Origin of the sequence: Kosakonia sp. S42, from assembly GCF_016624785.1 — a bacterium.
In the GTDB taxonomy this organism is placed as follows: domain Bacteria; phylum Pseudomonadota; class Gammaproteobacteria; order Enterobacterales; family Enterobacteriaceae; genus Kosakonia; species Kosakonia cowanii.
Genome location: NZ_JACVTW010000001.1, coordinates 25,200 through 45,771, shown reverse-complemented (window position 1 = coordinate 45,771; position 20,572 = coordinate 25,200). Strand labels below are relative to the sequence as shown.

The following is a 20,572-nucleotide window of genomic DNA, read 5'->3' as shown; positions in this document are numbered from 1 at the left end:
TGCCAAGAGCCGACATTGCTTAGCTTACAGAGCCCCTTTTGATGATGGTTAAAGGCGAGAAGTTATTTAATATTATTATTTGCACGATGATATTAGTTCTTTCAATTTTTCTAAATCTAATTCGTTATTTTTAAAGCGATGTACCATTGCATGGCAATTAGGACATAAAGGTATAAGATCATGTTCTGGATTGACCTTATAACGCTTTCCTATCATGTTCAAGGGTATGATATGATGTACATGGATGAAACCTTTTCCGTGCTCACCATATTTCTTTTCAAAATCAAAATTACAAGCTTTGCATTTATGCCCATGAATGCTAATGCATTTCTCTCTAGCATCTTTATTTCTTTCATAAGAATTTACAGCTACTAGCTTTCGAGTCCCTTCAAAATAATTTTCTTCTTCACTTATTTCATCAGGTAAGTAGTCGAATGCGTTTCGGTATGCATACCAGGCTTCTCCCTCATATTTTATGTAAGCTTTAAAGATATTGTCACTAATTTCTCCAATCTTTGGTCCATCTTCATCATCACTAATATTTTCTTGATAAAAAATATATAGGTTATATCCTTGATCTAATAATTTCAAATGCTCGATTGCTTGAGAGTAACCAGCTTGTCGGCGATTGTTTTTATATTCCCAATCTTTGTGCATTATCAATGATTTATCATTGTCAGTATTGAAATTCCATGCACCAAAGATAACCATTTTCTTTTCATGGTTAGTAAATGACCAACTCCAGTTCCAGTTATTACAAGTCGCACCTTTAGATAATATAAATTGCTTCCGTGATTCGCTCATGCGAGAGACCTTTATATGAGTTTTTCGAGTTTTATCCTTGCACTATGCCAGCATTAGGATTGGGACGCAATAAACTGTGCCTCGCCATTTCAAGCAAACCAGCCTCGTTAATTTTCACATGATAATTCTAGTAAAACCTTACTGACGGATGATAACAATCGCCAACATCTTCTCCTCGCACAGAGCGGACTTTAAGCTCTGTTAGTTCGTCCGCTTTGTGCCAAAAGCGTACTCATAGTAATGCTATTCATCAAATCCTTATTCGATGCGTTCCACATTTGGGTGACGCTCGGTTGCGGCTTCATGGAATATGTCACCAAGCCAGCCGGCAATTTCGCCTTCAGTCATATCGTCAGGAATAGCGATGTCATAAAGTCGAGAAAACTTTCTCTCCGTTAAGTCAGCACGAAATACCAACCACCGTTCATTCTTACGTTGAACACCTATATGCCTTCCAAAAACGTTATATACCAACATATGCAACCTCCGAGCATACTAATGAGTCTCTGAATTAATGATATATACGTCTAGGCAGGTCAACGAGAAAATCGTAAATATATGAATGACCAACGTCCGCTCCTCGCTCAGAGCGGACATTAGTTGAATCTCATCTCAATGAGTTGGTGCCCGCGTTAGTTTTATTAACTCCGCCCCCCTTCTCACCCCTTAATTTTCGGGTCCAGCGCGTCGCGCAGCCCGTCACCCAGCAAATTAAACGCCAGTACCGTGACGAAGATCGCCAGCGACGGGAAGAGCGCCACATGCGGGGCAATCACCATATCCGCACGCGCTTCATTAAGCATCGCGCCCCACTCCGGCGTCGGTGGCTGAGCACCGAGGCCAAGGAACGAGAGGCTGGCCGCTGAGATAATCGAGGTGCCAATGCGCATGGTGAAATAGACCACAATGGAGGAGACCGTGCCCGGCAGAATATGGTGGAAGAGGATCACCGCATCGCTGGCACCGATACTGCGCGCCGACTCGATAAAGGTTTGCTGTTTCAGCACCAGCGTATTGCCGCGCACCAGCCGGGCAAACGCCGGCACCGAGAAGACCGCGACGGCGATAATCACATTCGCCATACCGCTGCCCATAACCGCAACGACAGCAATCGCCAGCAGAATACCCGGAAAGGCGAACAGCACATCGCAGATGCGCATAATGATGCGATCCCACCACCCTTCGTAGTAACCCGCCAGCAGCCCCAGCACCGTGCCGATCGCCGCGCCAATCAGCACCGCGAAAACACCCGCCGCCAGCGAGATCTGCGCGCCCACCAGCACGCGGCTAAAGATATCGCGCCCGAGCGAGTCTACGCCGAACCAGTGCACCAGAGATGGCCCCTCGTTCAGCCGGTCATAATCGAAGTAGTTCTCCGCATCAAACGGGGCGATCCACGGCGCAATCACCGCCAGCAGGATCAGCAGCAGGACAAACAGCCCGGCGGTCATGGCCACGGGCTGACGGCAGAAGCGCCGCCAGAACTCATGCCACGGAGTGCGCACATGCCCCGGTTTTACCGTGGGCATGGCATTTAAAATCGCCTGTCGACGCCAGTTTAACAATCGCATCCTTACTTATACCTGATAGCGGGATTAAGGGCGGCGTAGAGAACATCCACCACTAAGTTGATAAGAATAAACTCCAGCGAGAAGAGCAGCACTTCCGCCTGAATCACCGGGTAGTCGCGCATCTCCACCGAATCGACCAGCAAACGCCCGAGCCCCGGCCAGTTGAAGACCTTCTCCACCACAATCGATCCGCCGAGCAGGAAGCCAAACTGCAGCCCCATCATCGTCACCACCGGGATCATGGCATTGCGCAGGCCGTGCTTGAGGATCACCCACTTTTCGCTGACCCCTTTTGCCCGCGCGGTGCGCATATAGTCCTCATTGAGCACCTCGACGAAGGAGGCGCGGGTAAAGCGCGCCATCACCGCCGCCACCGCCGCGCCAAGGGTCAGCGACGGCAGAATATAGTGTTGCCAGCTCTCCGCGCCAACGGTTGGCAGCCAGCCCAGCTCAACGGAGAAGACCTGCATCAGCAGCATGCCGAGCGCAAAGGCCGGGAACGAAAGCCCCGTCACCGCCACCGCCATCCCCAGATGATCGGGCCAGCGGTTGCGCCACACGGCGGCGGCGATACCCGCGCCCAGCCCAAACAGCATCGCCCACAGCATGCTGGTGAGGGTGAGCAGGAAGGTCGGCATAAAGCGGCTGGCAATCTCTTCCACCACCGGGCGGCGCGACGCCATCGACACGCCGAAATCCCCCTGCAACACGCTGGTGACGTAGTGCCAGAACTGCAACCACAGCGGCTGATCCAGCCCGAGCTGTCGACGCACCAGCTCAATTACCTCGGCATCCGCTTCCGGCCCGGCAATCAGGCGCGCCGGATCTCCCGGCAGCAGGTGGACAAACAGAAACACCAGCACGGCCACAATCAGCAGCGTCGGAATCAGGCCCAGCAAGCGTTTAATAATATAATTCAGCATCTCATCTTCCCTCACTCCGCCCCCAGTTCAGCAAGGCGGCGTGAGTTATCTATTGCAAATCGGCGTTATCAAAACTAAAGCCGGTATCCGGCATGATGTAAAAACCGGTCAGCTTTTTGTTATGAGCGGAAACCAGCTTCTCAACCACCAGCGGCACCCACGGCGACTCTTTCCAGAGGATATCCTGCGCCTCTTTATAGAGCCGCGCTTTTTCATCTGTGCTGGTGGTTTTCAGCGCGTCGGCCAGATCTTTATCAACCTGCGGGTTGCTGTAGAAGGCGGTGTTGAACTGGGTTGGCGGCCAGTTCCATGACGCAAACAGCGGCGAGAGCGCCCAGTCCGCTTCTCCGGTCGAAGAGGTCCAGCCGGTATAGAACATACGCACCCCGCTCTGCTTCTGCCCTTTCGCCTCCACTTCCGCCGCGCGCTGCCCGGCATCCATCGCCGTCACCTGCACTTTGATCCCCACCTGCGCCAGTTGCTGTTGCGTGAACTGCAACACCTTCTGCGCGGTGCTGTGATTATGGGAAGACCAGAGCGTGGTGGTGAAGCCCTGCGGATAGCCGGCCTCTTTCAGCAGCTCGCGCGCTTTAGCCGGATCGTACGGCCAGGGTTGATAGCTCTGTGAATAGGCGATAGTCGGCGGCAATACACCGGTCGCTGGCGTGGCAAAACCGGCAAACGCCACTTTCACCAGCGCCTGGCGGTTAATGGCGTAGTTGATCGCCTCGCGCACTTTCGGGTTGTCGAACGGCTTTTGCGTCACGTTCATGCTGATGTAGCGCTGCATAATCGACGGGCTGGTGACCAGCTCCAGCTTACTGTTTCGTTTCAGCACCGCCGCCTGCTCGTAGGGGATGGGGAAGGCGAACTGCGCCTCGCCGGTCTGCAACATCGCCGCGCGGGTGTTGTTATCCACCACCGGGCGCCAGGTGATGGAGTCCAGCTTCGGCAGGCCTTGCTGCCAGTAGCCAGCAAACTTTTTCACCTTCACAAAATCGGTCTGGTTCCATGCGTCCAGCGTATAGGGGCCGGTGCCGACCGGGTGGAAGCCGATCTCTTTGCCATATTTTTTCAGCGCCGCCGGTGAAATCATCGCCGACGCCGGGTGGGCGAGGATATTGATAAACGCCGAGAAGGGCTGCTTGAGGGTAATCTTCACCGTGCTCTCATCGACCGCCTCGGTGCTGGCGATGTTTTTATAAAGGTTGTAGCGCTTAAGGCTGTTCGCCGGGTTGCTGGCGCGATCGAGGTTCGCTTTCACCGCTTCGGCGTTAAAATCGGTGCCGTCCTGGAACTTCACCCCTTTGCGCAGCTTGATGGTGTAGACCAGCCCGTCGTCGGAGACGGTGTAACCCTCTGCCAGCACATTGACCAGCTTCATCTCTTTATCGAGGCCAAACAGCCCCTGATAGAAGGACTTAGCGACTGCCTGCGAGAGTGTATCGTTGGCGTCATAGGGATCAAGGGTGGTGAAGTTGGAACCGACCGCTACCACCACATCTTTCGCGGCAAATGCCGGGAGGGCGGTCAGCGCGACAACCACGCCTGCAACGGCCCGCCAGTGTCGGGAAATGATCTCTGTCATGCTGCTCTCCTGAAAAACCCTGTCTGTCATCAATTAAAAACGCGACTGCGTGCTGCCGGGCGTCGTTCTGGCGACGAAGTGACCCGGCCCCACGTTTTGCAGCTGTACGCGCTGCATTGTTTCCCCGCGTTTACGAATATTACTCGGCATATCATCGGATAAGAGCACCCGCTGCGGCGGCTGGTGGGCAGGATCGGCCACCGGCACCGCCGACATCAGCTTGCGGGTATAGGGGTGCTGCGGATTTTCAAACACCGCGCGGCGCGGGCCGATCTCAACAATCTGCCCAAGATACATCACCGCCACACGGTGGCTGATCCGCTCCACGACCGCCATATCATGGGAGATAAAGAGAAACGCGATCCCCAACTCGCGCTGCAGATCGAGCAGCAAATTGATGATCTGCGCGCGAATCGAGACATCCAGCGCCGAAACGGACTCATCGGCCACCACCACGCGCGGATTCAGCGCCAGCGCGCGGGCGATGCAAATACGCTGGCGCTGGCCGCCGGAAAACTCGTGCGGATAGCGCCAGGCGTGCTCCGGCTTCAGCCCGACGCGCTCCAGCAGCCACTCCACGCGCTGGTGGGCTTCCGCTTCGCCGAGAAGATTGTGCACGCGCAGCGGTTCAATAATTGAATCGCCCACCGTCTGGCGCGGATCGAGCGAGGCGTACGGATCCTGAAAAATAAACTGAATATCGCGGCGCACCAGCTTCATCTTGTGATCCGGCAGGGTGTCGATGCGCTCGCCGTTAAAGGTAATCGAGCCGCCCTGGCTCTCTACCAGCCGCAGCAACGCGCGTCCGGTGGTCGATTTTCCGCTGCCTGATTCGCCGACAATCGCCAGCGTTTCGCCAGGCCAGAGATCGAAGCTGATGCCCTCTACCGCATGCACCTCTTTGGTGATGCGGTTAAGCAAGCCGCCGCGCAGGGGAAAGCGCGCCACCAGGTCGCGAACCTGCAAAATCGGCTCGCCGGGCACCACGGTATCCTGCTCCGTTTCCGGCTCCTGCACCTGCGGGTTTTTCGCCGAGATAAGCGGGAAGCGGCGCGGCAGATCGCTGCCGTTCATCGCGCCAAGCTTCGGCACCGCCGCCAGCAGCGCTTTGGTATAGGGGTGCTGCGGGTCGCGGAAGACGCACTCGACGCTGCCGGTCTCCACCGCTTCGCCCTGGTTCATCACCAGCACGCGATCGGCGATATCCGCTACCACGCCCATATCGTGGGTAATAAAGATCACCCCCATCGACATCTCTTTTTGCAGCACGGCGATAAGCTGCAAAATCTGCGCCTGAATCGTGACATCCAGCGCGGTGGTTGGCTCATCGGCAATCAGCACCGCCGGGCGACAGGAGAGCGCCATGGCGATCATCACCCGCTGGCGCATGCCGCCGGAGAGCTGATGGGGAAAACTGGAGAGAATGGATTGCGCTTCGGGAATGCGTACCAGGTCGAGCATACGCCGCGCTTCGCGCATCGCCTGCTCGCGGCCCAGTTTCTGATGGAGGCGAATCGACTCGGCAATCTGCTCACCAACCGGGAAAACCGGGTTGAGCGAGGTCATCGGCTCCTGGAAAATCATCGCGATATCCGCCCCGCGCACGCTGCGCATTTGCGAGGAGGAGAGCGTGTTGATATCGACCTTCTGGCGGTTGCGCCGCGTCAGGCAGATATGATCGCAGTTCACTTCGCCGCCCGCCTGCTCAATCAACTTGAGCAGCGAGAGCGCGGTAACCGACTTCCCGGAGCCAGATTCGCCGACAATCGCCAGCGTTTCGCCCCGTTTCAGATTAAAAGAGAGGTTACGTACCACCGGGGTAAGCTGCTTCTCATGGCTAAATGCGATATTCAGATTGCTGACGTCAAGAACCACGTCTGCCTCTGGTTCAAAGCCTTGCGACACCCCACTCTCCTTTTTTACGATAGCTGCCTTTGGGAAAGACGATTTCTGAATATAGGAAGTCGTTACAACGATGTAAAGCAATGTGATAACAATGAGGTAGACGCAAGTCATATTGACCCCTCCCCTTTTCTGCCATAATGGCCGCTTCTCGCGTTGACTGGATAGAAATTATGGAATCTGCAAATGGCCTGATCTCGCTGGAGACGGCGCTGTCGAAAATGCTGTCACGCATTTCACCGCTTACTGAGCATGAAACCCTGCCGCTGCTCGCCTGTTTTGGCCGCGTAGTCGCGCAAGATGTTGTTTCGCCGCTGAATGTCCCCGGTTTTGATAACTCGGCGATGGACGGCTATGCCGTGCGCCTGGCGGATCTCAACGGCGGCAATGCGCTGCCGGTAGCAGGCAAAGCCTTTGCCGGGCAGCCCTTTAGCGGCGAGTGGCCGCAAGGCACCTGCATACGCATTATGACCGGCGCACCGATCCCGGCGGGCTGCGAGGCGGTGGTGATGCAGGAGCAGACGGAGCAGAGCAACGACGGCATCCGTTTTACCGCTGAGGTGCGCGCTAACCAAAACATTCGCCGCGCGGGCGAAGATATCGCCAAAGGCGCCAGCGTCTTTACGGCGGGCACAAAACTGACCGCCGCCGAGCTGCCGGTGCTCGCCTCTCTCGGCATTGCCGACGTCAGCGTGGTGCGCAAAGTGCGCGTAGCCCTCTTCTCCACCGGTGATGAGCTGCAACTGCCGGGCCAGCCGCTGGCTGACGGGCAGATTTACGACACTAACCGCCTTTCAGTCCACCTGATGCTGGAACAGCTTGGTTATGAGGTGATTAACCTTGGAATTGTGCCGGACAATCCGCAGAAACTGCGCGACACCTTTATCGCCGCCGACAGCCAGGCGGATGTGGTGATCAGCACCGGCGGCGTGTCGGTGGGCGAAGCGGACTACACCAAAACCATTCTTGATGAGTTGGGTGAAATCGCCTTCTGGAAGCTGGCGATCAAACCGGGCAAACCTTTTGCGTTCGGCAAGCTAACAAATAGCTGGTTCTGCGGCCTGCCGGGCAACCCGGTCTCTGCCACATTAACCTTCTACCAACTGGTGCTGCCGCTGCTGGCGAAACTGAGCGGCAATGGCGCGGATGTGACGCCACTGCGTTTTCGCGCGCGCGTTATCGGCGGGCTGAAAAAGTCGCCGGGACGCCTCGATTTCCAGCGCGGGATTGTCAGCCGTGGCGAAGATGGCACGCTCGAAGTGCGCACCACCGGCCATCAGGGCTCGCACATTTTCAGCTCCTTCAGCCAGGGCAACTGCTTTGTGGTGCTGGAGCGCGAGCGCGGCAACGTGGCGGCGGGCGAATGGGTAGATGTGGAGATGTTTAATCATCTCTTCGGAGGCTGACGATGGCAGAAGAGCTAAGCGACAGCGAGATGATGCGCTACAACCGGCAGATTACTCTGCGCGGGTTCGATTTTGACGGCCAGGAGCGCTTAAAAGCCGCGCGCGTACTGGTGGTCGGGCTTGGCGGCCTTGGCTGCGCGGCGGCGCAATATCTGGCGGCAGCGGGCGCAGGCACCATGACGCTGCTCGATTTCGATACGGTAGCGCTGTCAAACCTGCAGCGCCAGACGCTACACGGCGATGCGGATATCGGTAGCGCTAAAGTGGACTCTGCCCGCGAGTCGCTGCTGCGTATCAACCCGCATGTCGAGTATGTCACCGTTAATGCCCTGCTTGATGAAGAGGCGCTGTTCGCGCAGATTGCCGCGCACGATCTGGTGCTGGACTGCACCGATAATGTAGCGATCCGTAACCAACTCAACGCCGGCTGTTTTCAGCATAAAGTGCCGCTGGTCTCCGGCGCGGCGATCCGCATGGAGGGGCAGATCAGCGTCTTTACCTGGACGGACGGCGCGCCCTGCTATCGCTGTTTGAGCCGCCTGTTTGGCGAGAATGCGCTGACCTGCGTGGAAGCAGGCGTGATGGCGCCGCTGGTCGGCGTTATCGGATCGATGCAGTCGATGGAAGCGATTAAGGTGTTGACCCATTACGGCACGCCCGCCGCGGGCAAGATCGTGATGTACGATGCGATGCAGTGCCAGTTCCGCGAGATGAAGCTTATGCGTAACCCGCAGTGTGAAGTGTGCGGCGATGGCGCACCGCCCGCGGCTTAATCGCCGGATGGCGGCGTAAACGCCTTATCCGGCCTACGGGTTTGCGGACGTCTTTTTGCCGGATCGCGGCATAAATGCCTTATCCGGCCTACGGGTTTGCGGGCTTCTTTTTGCCGGATGGTGGCGGTTTTGTAGGCCGGGTAAGCGCAGCGCCACCCGGCAATTTCGCTGTCGGGCACGATGCATAAACCGCGAACCCCATCACAGCAACTTTCATTCGAAAGTTATTTAATCTCCATATGAAATATGTGGAGATGGTCGATGATTTTCAATATTCAGCGCTACTCAACCCATGACGGCCCCGGCATCCGCACGGTGGTGTTTCTGAAAGGGTGCCCGCTGCGCTGCCGCTGGTGCCAGAACCCGGAAAGCCGCGCCCGCTCGCGCGACCTGCTGTTTGACCCTCGCCTCTGCCTTACCGGCTGCGACTTGTGCCAGCGCGCTGCGCCCGCGGTGATTGAACGCGCGCAAAATCGTCTCTTAATCCAGCGTGAAAAGATCACCGATGCAGCGCTGGATGCCCTCACCGGCTGCTGCCCGACCGAAGCACTGAGTGTCTGTGGCGAGGAGAAATCCGTGGCGGAGATGATGGCGACGGTGCTGCGCGACAAACCCTTTTACGATCGCAGCGGCGGCGGCGTGACCCTCTCCGGCGGCGAGCCTTTTATGCACCCCGAACTTTCAGAGGCGCTGCTGCGCGAAAGCCATCAGCACGGCATCCATACCGCCGTTGAGACCTGCCTGCATGTGCCGTGGCGTTATATCGAACCCTCACTGCCGTGGGTGGATCTCTTTCTCGCCGATCTTAAACATGTCGATGAGAATGCCTTTCGTGCCTGGACGAATGGCTCTGCCGCGCGCGTGCTCGATAATCTGCAACGCCTCGCCCGCGCCGGGAAAAAGATGATTATTCGCGTGCCGCTGATCCCTGGCTTTAACGCCGATAAAGCCTCCATTGAAGCCATTACTAATTTTGCGGCCGACCAGCTGCACGTCGGCGAGATCCACTTTCTGCCCTATCACACGCTGGGCATGCAGAAGTTTGACCTGCTCGGCGAAACCTGTACCGCTCCTGAAAAACCGCTCGACGACCCTGAACTGCTGGCATTCGCCGCGGCATTTGCCCGCCAGAAAGGGCTGGCGACGACATTGCGAGGATAAGACCATGACCCTGATGCAACTCAACACGCTGCCTGAGCGCATCCGCGCGCATAAACAGGCGCTGATCTCGATTGTAAAACCGCCGATCTGCACCGAACGCGCGCTGCACTACACGCAGATTTACCAGCAGCATATGGATAAGCCACTGCCGGTGCGCCGGGCGCTGGCATTAGCTCATCACCTGGCGCAGCGCACTATCTGGATCAAACATGACGAGTTGATTATCGGCAACCAGGCAAGCGAAGTGCGCGCCGCGCCGATCTTCCCGGAATACACCGTCTCGTGGATCGAGAAAGAGATTGATGAACTTGCGGATCGCCCCGGCGCGGGCTTTGCGGTCAGCGAAGCGAATAAACGCGTGCTGCATGAAGTCTGCCCGTGGTGGCGCGGGCAGACGGTGCAGGATCGCTGCTACGGCATGTTTACCGACGAACAAAAAGCTTTGCTTGCGAGCGGCATTATCAAAGCCGAAGGCAATATGACCTCCGGCGATGCGCACCTGGCGGTGAACTTCCCGCTGCTGCTGGCAAAAGGGCTGGATGGGCTGCGTGAGCAGGTGCGCGAGCGCCGCACGCGGATTGATTTGACGCAGCTTGCGGATCTGCACGGCGAGCAGTTCCTGAAAGCGATTGATATCGTGCTTGAGGCCGTCAGCCTGCATATTGTGCGTTTTGCTGACCTTGCGCGCACGATGGCGGCCGACGAGCCGCGCGAAAGCCGCCGCGACGAACTGCTGGCCATCGCCGAGAACTGTGAGCTTATTGCCCACCAGCCGCCGCGCACCTTCTGGCAGGCACTGCAACTCTGCTACTTTATCCAGCTACTGTTGCAGATTGAATCCAACGGTCATTCAGTGTCGTTTGGCCGAATGGATCAGTATCTCTACCCCTTCTGGCGTCGCGATGTCGAGCTGCAACAGACGCTGCACCGCGAGCAGGGCATTGAGCTGTTGCAGAGCTGCTGGCTGAAGCTGCTGGAGGTGAACAAAATCCGCTCCGGCAGCCACTCGAAAGCCTCGGCGGGCAGCCCGCTCTACCAGAATGTCACCATCGGCGGGCAGGTGTGGCACAACGGCCAGATCCACGACGCGGTTAACCCGCTCTCTTACGCCATCCTCGAATCCTGCGGGCAGTTGCGCTCCACGCAGCCAAACCTCAGCGTGCGCTATCACGCCGGAATGAGTGACGATTTTCTTGAGGCCTGCGTACAGGTGATCCGCTGCGGGTTTGGCATGCCGGCGTTTAATAATGATGAGATTGTCATTCCGGCCTTTATCGCGCTGGGCGTGGAGCCTGCCGATGCGTACGACTACGCGGCGATTGGCTGTATCGAGACCGCCGTCGGCGGCAAATGGGGCTACCGCTGCACCGGCATGAGCTTTATCAACTTCGCCCGCGTGATGCTGGCGGCGCTGGAGGGCGGGCGTGACGCCACCAGTGGCAAAGTTTTCCTGGCGCAAAACGAGGCGCTGTCGGCAGGCAACTTCCGCCATTTTGATGACGTGACAGCGGCATGGGACCGGCAGATCCGCTACTACACGCGCAAATCGATTGAGATTGAGTATGTTGTCGACACCATGCTTGAGGAGAACGTGCCGGATATTCTCTGCTCGGCGCTGGTCGACGACTGCATTGAGCGGGCGAAGAGCATCAAACAGGGCGGCGCGAAGTATGACTGGGTCTCCGGCCTGCAGGTGGGCATCGCCAACCTTGGCAACAGCCTCGCGGCGGTGAAAAAGTTAGTGTTTGAGCAGGGCCTTATCGGTCAACAGCAGCTGGCCGCAGCGCTGGCGGCAGATTTCGACGGCCTGAGCCATGAACAGCTGCGCCAGCGGCTTATCAACAGCGCGCCGAAGTATGGCAATGATGATGAGAGCGTGGATGCCCTGCTGGTGCGCGCGTATCAGACCTATATCGACGAGCTGAAGCAGTATCATAACCCGCGTTACGGGCGTGGGCCGATTGGCGGCAAATACTACGCGGGTACCTCGTCGATCTCCGCCAACGTGCCGTTTGGCGCGGCAACTATGGCCACGCCGGACGGGCGCAAAGCCCATACGCCGCTGGCAGAGGGGGCAAGCCCGGCCTCCGGTACCGACCATCTTGGGCCGACGGCGGTGATCAACTCCGTCGGCAAACTGCCGGTTGGCGCGATCCTCGGCGGCGTGCTGCTTAACCAGAAACTTAATCCTTCCACGCTCGACAATGACGGCGATCGGCAGAAGCTGATGGCGCTGCTGCGCACCTTTTTTGAGGTTCATAAGGGGTGGCATATTCAGTACAACATTGTCTCGCGCGAAACACTGCTGGCCGCAAAACAGCACCCGGATCGGTATCGTGATTTGGTGGTGCGCGTTGCCGGTTACTCAGCGTTTTTCACCGCCCTGTCGCCGGATGCGCAGGACGATATTATTGCCCGCACCGAACATACGTTGTGATGTTAAGGTTAGAAACCATTCCGCTTTAACCAAGTATTTCGAATCGCAGGAAGGCGGCAAGGTGGCGCATCCCCGGGAGTTTACAAAAAGTAAATGACCGGGGTAAGCCACCGCAGCCAACACACCTGCGGCTCGAAAGACGACGGTTGACTTTCGAATGAAATAAAATTTGTGTAACTCATCACATTCTCTCTAGAATGTTGCTCCTCGTTATGACATTCAGGAGCGCTATATATGACCGTCAAAGTTATCGTCACTGATATGGACGGAACTTTTCTTGATGACGCCAAAAAGTACGATCGCACGCGGTTTATGGCGCAATTCGAGCAACTCCAGCAGCGCAATATCGAATTCGTGGTTGCCAGCGGCAACCAGTACTACCAGCTCATCTCCTTCTTCCCGGAGCTTAAAGATCGCATCTCCTTCGTCGCCGAAAACGGCGCGCTGGTCTACGAACATGGGCAGCAGCTGTTCCACGGTGAACTGACCCGCCACGAATCCCAGGTGGTGATGGGCGAGCTGTTAAAAGGCGGCGGTATGAACTTTGTCGCCTGTGGGCTTGAGAGCGCCTATATCAACGAAGCCGCGCCGCAAGAGTTCGTCGATCTGATGGCGGAGCACTATCACCGCTTAAAGCCGGTGCGCGACTTCACGCAGATTGACGATACGCTGTTTAAATTCTCCCTGAATTTGCCGGACAGCGAGATCCCGGCGCTGGTTGATGAACTGCACACCTCGCTCGACGGGATTATGAAACCGGTGACCAGCGGCTTCGGCTTTGTCGATCTGATTATCCCCGGCCTGCATAAAGCCAACGGTATTTCGCGTCTGCTCAAGCGCTGGAACCTCTCCCCGCAAGCATGTGTGACGCTGGGCGATAGCGGAAACGACGCCGAGATGCTGCGCATGACCGACTACTCTTTCGCCATGGGCAACGCCACCGACGCGATTAAAGCCATTGCCCGTCACCAGACCGATGACAACAACCACCACGGCGTGCTGAATGTGATTCAGGCCGTGCTGGATAACACTGCCCCATTCGACCGCTGATCCCCCTGCCGACGCCCCGCCGTCGGCACTCTCCCTCTGCCTGTTCCCGCTTTGTGCAATCCATCAAGTTTTTAAACTTGCATTAACTTATTTTTAACTTAGATTGTCATTTGTAATCTTAATTACTTTCGAATGAAAGATAGAGGTACCTATGACGTTTACCCATGAAACCCTTCCTGCCGACCACAAAGGCGCTATCCGCCAGATGAAACAGGCGCTGCGTGCGCAAATTGGCGATGTACAACAGCTCTTCGATCAACTCAGCGCGCGTATTAGTGAGCGCGTGGAGGAGATTAAGGCGATAAAAGCACGCGGCGAATCCGTCTGGCCGCAACTGAACTATGCCGATCTCGCCAACGGGCGCGTGACCGAGGCGCAGCGCGCGTTGATCAAACGTCGCGGCTGCGTGGTGATTAAAAGCCATTTCCCGCGCGAGCAGGCGCTGGGCTGGGATCGCGCGATGCTCGACTACCTGGCGGAAAACCATTTTGATGAGGTCTATAAAGGCCCGGGCGACAGCTTTTTCGGCACGCTGGAGGCTTCGCGCCCGGAGATCTACCCGATCTACTGGTCGCAGGCGCAGATGCAGGCGCGCCAGAGCGATGAGATGGCGGCCGCGCAATCTTTCCTCAACCGGCTGTGGCGGTTTGAGAGCGAAGGCCGCGCGTGGTTTAACCCCGATATCAGCGTCATCTATCCGGATCGCATTCGCCGCCGCCCGCCGGGCACCACCTCGAAAGGGCTTGGGGCGCATACGGACTCCGGCGCGCTGGAGCGCTGGCTGCTGCCGGCCTATCAGCGCGTCTTTGCCAACGTCTTTAACGGCAAACTGGATCAATATGATCCATGGGATGCGGCGCACCGTACTGAGGTGGAGGAGTACACGGTTGAGAACACCACCAAATGTTCGGTTTTTCGCACCTTCCAGGGGTGGACGGCGCTGTCGGATATGATCGCTGGTCAGGGGTTGCTGCACGTGGTGCCGATCCCCGAGGCGATGGCCTATATTCTGCTGCGCCCACTGCTGGACGACGTGCCGGACGATGAGCTGTGCGGCGTGGCACCCGGCCGCGTGCTGCCGGTTTCAGAGCAGTGGCACCCGCTGCTGATGGAAGCGCTGAGCAGCATTCCTCCGTTGGAAGCGGGCGATTCCGTCTGGTGGCACTGCGATGTGATCCACTCAGTCGCCCCGGTGGAAAACCAGCAGGGCTGGGGCAATGTGATGTATATCCCCGCCGCCCCGCTGTGTGAGAAGAACCTGGCTTATGCCCGCACCGTGAAGATTGCGCTGGAGCAAGGCGCTTCGCCCGGTGATTTCCCGCGCGAGGATTATGAGCGCGACTGGTCAGGCCGCTTTACGCTCGCCGATCTGAATGCGCACGGTAAGCGCGCGCTGGGGATGGAGAGTTAAGCATCATACAGCCCGTCGCCAGCCACGGCGGTGCGTCGCTGTCCCGGGCGTATCCGCCGCACCGACTCACGCACTGCCAGCGTGCCGTTTAACAGCAGCGAGCCGGTCGGTGCCTGTGGGCGGATCAGGCGCTGCTGCAATAGCTGCACCGCTTCCGCACCCAGTTCATCGCGCGGAACATGCACCGCGGTGAGCGGCACATCCTGAATTGCCGCAAGATTAAAGGCGTCAATGCTCATCACCGACACATCCTGCGGTACGCGCAACCCCCGCTGAAGCAGCGCCTGCACCGTCCCCTGCGCCATAAAATCGCCGCTGACCAGAAACGCGGTCGGTGGCGTTTTGTTCGCTGGATCGTCCAGCCACTCCGCTACCCGTAGCGCCGCCTCTTTAGCGCTAAAACTGGGTACGGTGATGAGATCCCGTTTGCTGTTAAAGCGCAGGTTCTGCTGCTGCCACGCCGCTTTAATGCCTGCCAGACGCAGATCCATGGTGTAACGGCGCAGGCACATCACATTCACCACATCGCGATGACCCATATCAAAGAGATAGCGGGCAGCAAACTCGCCGATGGTGCGGTGATCCGGCGCAATGGAAGGCAGGCGCATACGCCCATCGCGGCAGTTGATCAGCACGCAGGGTTTGCCGATATCCGCCGCCAGCTCGTGAATATGGGTATCGTCAATGCCGAGCAGGATCGCCGCCTGCGTCTCTGGCGCATTCATACGCGCCAGAAATTCATTGGCATCGCTGTCCAGCTCCTCCAGCGCAAAGTAGCGCAGCCGCACGTCGTGAGGCTCGAGCGCTTTATTGATGCTCTGAATGACACGGTAGTAGAAGATATCGGAGCGCTCATCAAAGGCGCGCTGCGGCGCGAAGACAATCAGGTTATTGAGCAGCAGCCGTCCGGCGGCAATTCCCTCCATCACCCCCAGTTCACGGGCGCAGGCCAGCACCGCCGCGCGCGCTTTTTCGCTGGTGTTGGCTTTTCCCGCCAGCACCCGCGAAACGGTGCTGGTCGACAGATTTGTGCGCCGGGCAATTTCGCTGATTTTGAGCTTTTTATCCATTCTGTGATCTTGCTCCGTTTGTGAAATGGGAAAATTTTCATAGAGCGTAAAGCCTGATATTTATGGCTTTGATTGCAGTGTGCCGCAATATTCGGTCGATTGATGAGAATCCTTGCACAAATTCGACTTTAGCCGCGCTTTTTTCTCCCCTACGGTAAATGTGTCATACAACTTCCATACTAGTTGTGTGTGTTCTTAAGACAAAAACCAAGAAAAAAATCATCACGCGCGCCTGGCGGTATAACAACTTTTCACCCGGCCGCGATAACGCAACGTCCCTACAAAACGATGAGCGGAGAACACCATGAGCCAGGGGATTAACAACGACGTGGCGGCCACCAGCAGTCGCCGGATCTTCAAAAAATTACGCTGGTGGATGCTGGTACTCTTTCTGTTTGGCGTGACGGTGAACTACATCACCCGTAACTCGCTGGGCATCCTCGCACCGGAACTGAAAACCAGCCTCGGTATTACTACCGAACAATATTCATGGATTGTCGGCGCCTTTCAGCTGGCGTATACCCTGTTCCAGCCGCTGTGTGGCTGGTTAATCGATGTGATTGGCCTAAAAGTGGGCTTTATGGTCTGCGCGATCATCTGGGCGCTGGCCTGTATGTTCCACGCTGGCGCAAGCAGCTGGATCCATCTGGCGATTTTGCGCTTTACCATGGGCGCATCGGAAGCGGCGGCAACGCCTGCTAACGCCAAAACGATCGGCGAGTGGTTCCCGAAATCGGAGCGTCCGGTCGCCGCTGGCTGGGCGGGCGTCGGCTTCTCCATCGGCGCGATGCTGGCACCGCCGATTATCTACTTCGCCCACGCCTCGTTTGGCTGGCAGGGGGCGTTTATGTTTACCGGCGTGCTGGCGCTGCTGTGGGTGATTTTGTGGTGGGCGTTTTATCACAACCCGGACAAACACCCGAACCTGAGCCGCGAAGAGCTGGCCTTTATTCAGCAGGATAATGAGCCGCCAGCGGTGAAACTGCCCTTCCTTACCGCGCTGAAAAACGTATCGAAAAACAAACGCTTCTACGGCATCGCTATTCCGGCCTTTATGGCGGAACCAGCGTGGGCGGTGCTGAGCTTCTGGGTGCCGCTCTATCTGGCGAAAGAGCACGGCATGGATCTGAAACAGATTGCGATGTTCGCCTGGCTCCCCTTCCTCGCCGCCGATCTCGGCAGCGTCGCCAGCGGCTATCTCACCAAACTCTATACCCGCTGGTTCGGCTGCTCACGCGTTAACTCGGTGGTTGCCAGTTCTCTCACCGGCGCATTCCTGATGATTTCGCTGGCCATTGTGGCGATCACCCGCGATCCCTATATCACCATTGTGCTGATCTCGATTGGCGGCTTCGGCCACCAGATCATCTCCTGCATGTTGAGCGCGCTGGTGGTTGAGTCATTCGACAAAGGCCAGATGGCAACCGTCAACGGCATGCGCGGCTCGGCGGCGTGGATCGCCAGCTTCCTCTTCTCACTGCTGATTGGCGTTACCGCCGACAAGATTGGCTTCAACCCGCTGTTTATTGCCATGGGTTTCTTTGACCTGATTGGCGCTATTTTCCTGGTGGCATTTATTGCTGAACGTCGCGCAAAACGCGCCTGATTGTGGAAGTCTGCTATGAAAACGCTGAAGAACTGGACGTTACAAAAACAGAGCGCTCATCACGTTGAACTATTGGTTGATGGGCAACATACGCTCTGCCTCTATGTGCTGGAAGCGAACCTGTTTCGCGTGTTGATTAAGCGCAAGGGCGAGCTGGCGCTGGCGCGCACCTGGAGCATCGCGCCAGAGGAGGATGTGCCGTGGGAGGGGCGCAGCCGTGAGGATCTGAGTGGTTTTAGCCTGCCCGCGTGGAAGCTTGAACAGCAGCAGGAGACGCTGACCGTTGAGAGCGAGCAACTGCGCGTGACGGTGCACCAGCCGTTATGGCTGGAGTGGCACTACCGCAATGAAGCGGGCGCGTGGCAGTGGCTGGCAGGCGATCGCCCCACCAGCGCTTATCAGATCAATGCTCACGGTGACGGCGTGGCGCACTACCTCAGCCGTAAAAAGGAGGAGCGTTTTTACGGCCTCGGCGAGAAAGCGGGCAACCTGCAACGCACCGGACAGCGCTATGAGATGCGCAACCTCGATGCGATGGGCTACAACGCGGCAAGCACCGACCCGCTCTATAAACATGTCCCTTTCACCCTCACCCGTCGGGATGATGTCAGCTACGGGCTGTTTTATGACAACCTCAGCAGCTGCTGGCTGGATCTCGGGAATGAGATCGATAACTACCACACCGCCTATCGCCGCTGGCAGGCGGAAGCGGGCGATATCGATTACTACATTTTTACTGGCGCGCGTGCGCTGGATGTCACTAAAGCCTTTGTGCGCCTGACGGGCAAAACCCTCTTCGGGCCGAAGTGGAGCCTCGGCTACAGCGGCTCGACCATGCACTACACCGATGCGCCGGATGCGCAAAACCAGCTGATGAACTTTATTCGCCTGTGTGAAGAGCATGCGATCCCCTGCGACTCGTTCCAGCTCTCATCGGGTTACACCTCGATCAACGGCAAACGCTACGTCTTTAACTGGAACTACGACAAAGTGCCGCAGCCGAAGGTGATGAGCCAGGCGTTTCACGATGCCGGGCTGAAGCTGGCGGCCAATATCAAACCCTGCCTGTTGCAGGATCATCCGCGCTATCACGAAGTGGCAGAGAGAGGGCTGTTTATTCGCGATTCGGAGAACCCCGGGCCGGAGCGCTCCAGCTTCTGGGATGACGAGGGTTCGCATCTCGATTTCACCAACCCGCAGACCATCGCCTGGTGGCAGGAGGGCGTCACCACGCAGCTGCTGGAGATGGGGATCGACTCCACCTGGAACGACAATAACGAGTTTGAAGTGTGGGATGGCGAAGCGCGCTGCGCCGGTTTTGGCGAGGAGATCGCCATCAAGCATATTCGCCCGGTGATGCCGCTCCTGATGATGCGCGCCTCGATGGAAGCGCAGCAGCGTTTCGCGCCGGACAAACGCCCTTATCTCATCTCCCGCTCCGGTTGCGCCGGGATGCAGCGCTATGTGCAGACCTGGAGCGGCGATAACCGCACCAACTGGCAGACGCTGCGCTACAACACCCGCATGGGGCTGGGGATGAGTTTGTCCGGGCTTTATAACGTCGGGCACGATGTTGGCGGCTTCTCCGGTGATAAACCCGATGCCGAGCTGTTTGTGCGCTGGGTGCAGAACGGCGTGATGCATCCGCGTTTTACCATCCACTCGTGGAATGATGACCAGACGGTAAACGAGCCATGGATGTACCCGGCGGTAACGCCTGCGATCCGCAGCGCGATTGAGCTGCGCTACCGCCTGCTGCCCTATCTCTACACCCTGCTGTGGCAGGCGCATGCCGATGATGAGCCGATGCTGCGCCCGACCTTCCTCGATCATGAACACGATGCGCAGACCTTTGAGGAGTGCGACGACTTCCTGCTCGGGCGCGATCTGCTGGTCGCCAGCGTGGTTGAGCCGGGCCAGCGCGAGCGTTGTCTCTGGCTGCCCGCCAATGAGAGCGGCTGGTACGATTTTTATACCGGAGCGTGGTACGCGCCGGGCCAGTGGGTGACGCTGGATGCACCGCTGGAAAAATTACCGCTGCTTGTGCGCGCCGGTGCTGGTTTGCCGCTGAGCGATCGCATTCGTCATGTGGAGGCGAAAAGCGATACCTTCCGCGAACTGCAACTCTTCCCGCTGAAAGGTACCGGGCGTTCCAGCGGCCTGCTGTTTGAGGATGATGGTGAGTCGTGGGGTTATAAAGAGGGCAATGCGCTGTGGTTAAGCTGGGAGATGGTCTGCGACAGCGAAACCATAAACCTTGAGGTTACCGCGCGCGGCGATTACCGCCCGGCGTGGCAGACGCTGAATGTTACCTTGCCCGCCGGGGAAAAGCGCCGGTTAGTGATTAACGGCAAGCCGGCAACGGCGTGGTCATTCAGGTAAAAAAATGCCGGATGGCGGCTTACGCCTTATCCGGCCTACAAAAGCAGTAGCGATCCCGTAGGCCGGATAAGCGTTTATGCGCCATCCGGCATCTGCTCCTTTGCCGGATGGCGGCTTCGCCTTATCCGGCCTACAAAAGCAGTAACGATCCCGTAGGCCGGATAAGCGTTTACGCGCCATCCGGCACCGGCTCCTTTGCCGGATGGCGGCTTCGCCTTATCCGGCCTACAAAAGCAGAGCGATTCCGTAGGCCGGATAAGCGTTTACGCGCCATCCGGCATCGGCTCCTTTGCCGGATAGCGGCTTCGCCTTATCCGGCCTACAAAAGCAGTAACGATCCCGTAGGCCGGATAAGCGTTTACGCGCCATCCGGCAATGTGTTTCTTTATTTACCTAAGTATTTCGCGTTGCAGGAAGGCGGCAAACCTGAGTATCCCCGGGAGCTTACTGAAGTAAGTGACCGGGGTACGACGGTGCAGCCAACGCAC

The 20,572-nt window shown here is 57.5% G+C and carries 15 protein-coding genes; 8 read left to right on the top strand and 7 right to left on the bottom strand.

Features of this window, described 5'->3' with window-relative positions; translation table 11 throughout:
* Positions 1-75 precede the first annotated feature (75 nt).
* The 6 genes from IAE50_RS00185 to gsiA form a co-directional block, all read right to left on the bottom strand.
* Positions 76-804: an HNH endonuclease gene (locus tag IAE50_RS00185; protein WP_200579270.1), complete on the bottom strand. Its 729-nt coding sequence runs from the start codon at positions 802-804 to the stop codon at positions 76-78.
* A gap of 258 nt (positions 805-1,062) precedes the next feature.
* Positions 1,063-1,281, bottom strand: a complete 219-nt coding sequence (locus IAE50_RS00180; RefSeq protein WP_200579269.1) for a hypothetical protein — start codon at positions 1,279-1,281, stop codon at positions 1,063-1,065.
* A gap of 182 nt (positions 1,282-1,463) precedes the next feature.
* Positions 1,464-2,375: a glutathione ABC transporter permease GsiD gene (gene gsiD, locus IAE50_RS00175; protein WP_034813897.1), complete on the bottom strand. Its 912-nt coding sequence runs from the start codon at positions 2,373-2,375 to the stop codon at positions 1,464-1,466.
* Between the two features lie 2 nt (positions 2,376-2,377).
* Positions 2,378-3,298, bottom strand: a complete 921-nt coding sequence (gene gsiC, locus IAE50_RS00170) for a glutathione ABC transporter permease GsiC (RefSeq protein ID WP_200579268.1) — start codon at positions 3,296-3,298, stop codon at positions 2,378-2,380.
* Between the two features lie 49 nt (positions 3,299-3,347).
* Complete coding sequence (gene gsiB, locus IAE50_RS00165; RefSeq protein ID WP_200579267.1) at positions 3,348-4,886, bottom strand: glutathione ABC transporter substrate-binding protein GsiB; 1,539 nt, start codon at positions 4,884-4,886, stop codon at positions 3,348-3,350.
* A gap of 33 nt (positions 4,887-4,919) precedes the next feature.
* Positions 4,920-6,791: a glutathione ABC transporter ATP-binding protein GsiA gene (gsiA, locus tag IAE50_RS00160; RefSeq protein ID WP_192869573.1), complete on the bottom strand. Its 1,872-nt coding sequence runs from the start codon at positions 6,789-6,791 to the stop codon at positions 4,920-4,922.
* Positions 6,792-6,961: 170 nt separating this feature from the next.
* On the opposite strand from gsiA, the gene moeA reads away from it, so the two are divergent.
* The 6 genes from moeA (at position 6,962) to IAE50_RS00130 (ending at position 15,026) form a co-directional block, all read left to right on the top strand.
* Entirely contained in the window at positions 6,962-8,194 is a 1,233-nt protein-coding gene (gene moeA, locus IAE50_RS00155; protein ID WP_200579266.1) for a molybdopterin molybdotransferase MoeA, read from the top strand.
* A gap of 2 nt (positions 8,195-8,196) precedes the next feature.
* Positions 8,197-8,967: a molybdopterin-synthase adenylyltransferase MoeB gene (gene moeB / locus IAE50_RS00150; RefSeq protein ID WP_200579265.1), complete on the top strand. Its 771-nt coding sequence runs from the start codon at positions 8,197-8,199 to the stop codon at positions 8,965-8,967.
* A 261-nt stretch (positions 8,968-9,228) separates the two neighbouring features.
* Positions 9,229-10,128, top strand: coding sequence for a glycyl-radical enzyme activating protein (locus tag IAE50_RS00145; RefSeq protein WP_200579264.1), 900 nt, complete (start codon positions 9,229-9,231; stop codon positions 10,126-10,128).
* A gap of 4 nt (positions 10,129-10,132) precedes the next feature.
* Entirely contained in the window at positions 10,133-12,565 is a 2,433-nt protein-coding gene (locus tag IAE50_RS00140; protein WP_200579263.1) for a formate C-acetyltransferase/glycerol dehydratase family glycyl radical enzyme, read from the top strand.
* Between the two features lie 234 nt (positions 12,566-12,799).
* Positions 12,800-13,615: a Cof-type HAD-IIB family hydrolase gene (locus IAE50_RS00135; protein ID WP_023481346.1), complete on the top strand. Its 816-nt coding sequence runs from the start codon at positions 12,800-12,802 to the stop codon at positions 13,613-13,615.
* A 151-nt stretch (positions 13,616-13,766) separates the two neighbouring features.
* Complete coding sequence (locus IAE50_RS00130) at positions 13,767-15,026, top strand: DUF1479 domain-containing protein (protein WP_200579262.1); 1,260 nt, start codon at positions 13,767-13,769, stop codon at positions 15,024-15,026.
* Here IAE50_RS00130 and IAE50_RS00125 read toward each other — a convergent pair.
* Positions 15,023-16,096 (bottom strand): LacI family DNA-binding transcriptional regulator, encoded by a 1,074-nt coding sequence (locus tag IAE50_RS00125; RefSeq protein ID WP_200579261.1) that lies wholly within the window; start codon positions 16,094-16,096, stop codon positions 15,023-15,025. The genes IAE50_RS00130 and IAE50_RS00125 overlap by 4 nt on opposite strands.
* 304 nt (positions 16,097-16,400) lie before the next feature.
* On the opposite strand from IAE50_RS00125, the gene IAE50_RS00120 reads away from it, so the two are divergent.
* Positions 16,401-17,702: an MFS transporter gene (locus IAE50_RS00120; RefSeq protein WP_023481536.1), complete on the top strand. Its 1,302-nt coding sequence runs from the start codon at positions 16,401-16,403 to the stop codon at positions 17,700-17,702.
* Between the two features lie 15 nt (positions 17,703-17,717).
* Positions 17,718-20,084, top strand: a complete 2,367-nt coding sequence (locus IAE50_RS00115; protein ID WP_200579260.1) for a TIM-barrel domain-containing protein — start codon at positions 17,718-17,720, stop codon at positions 20,082-20,084.
* Positions 20,085-20,572: the final 488 nt, after the last annotated feature.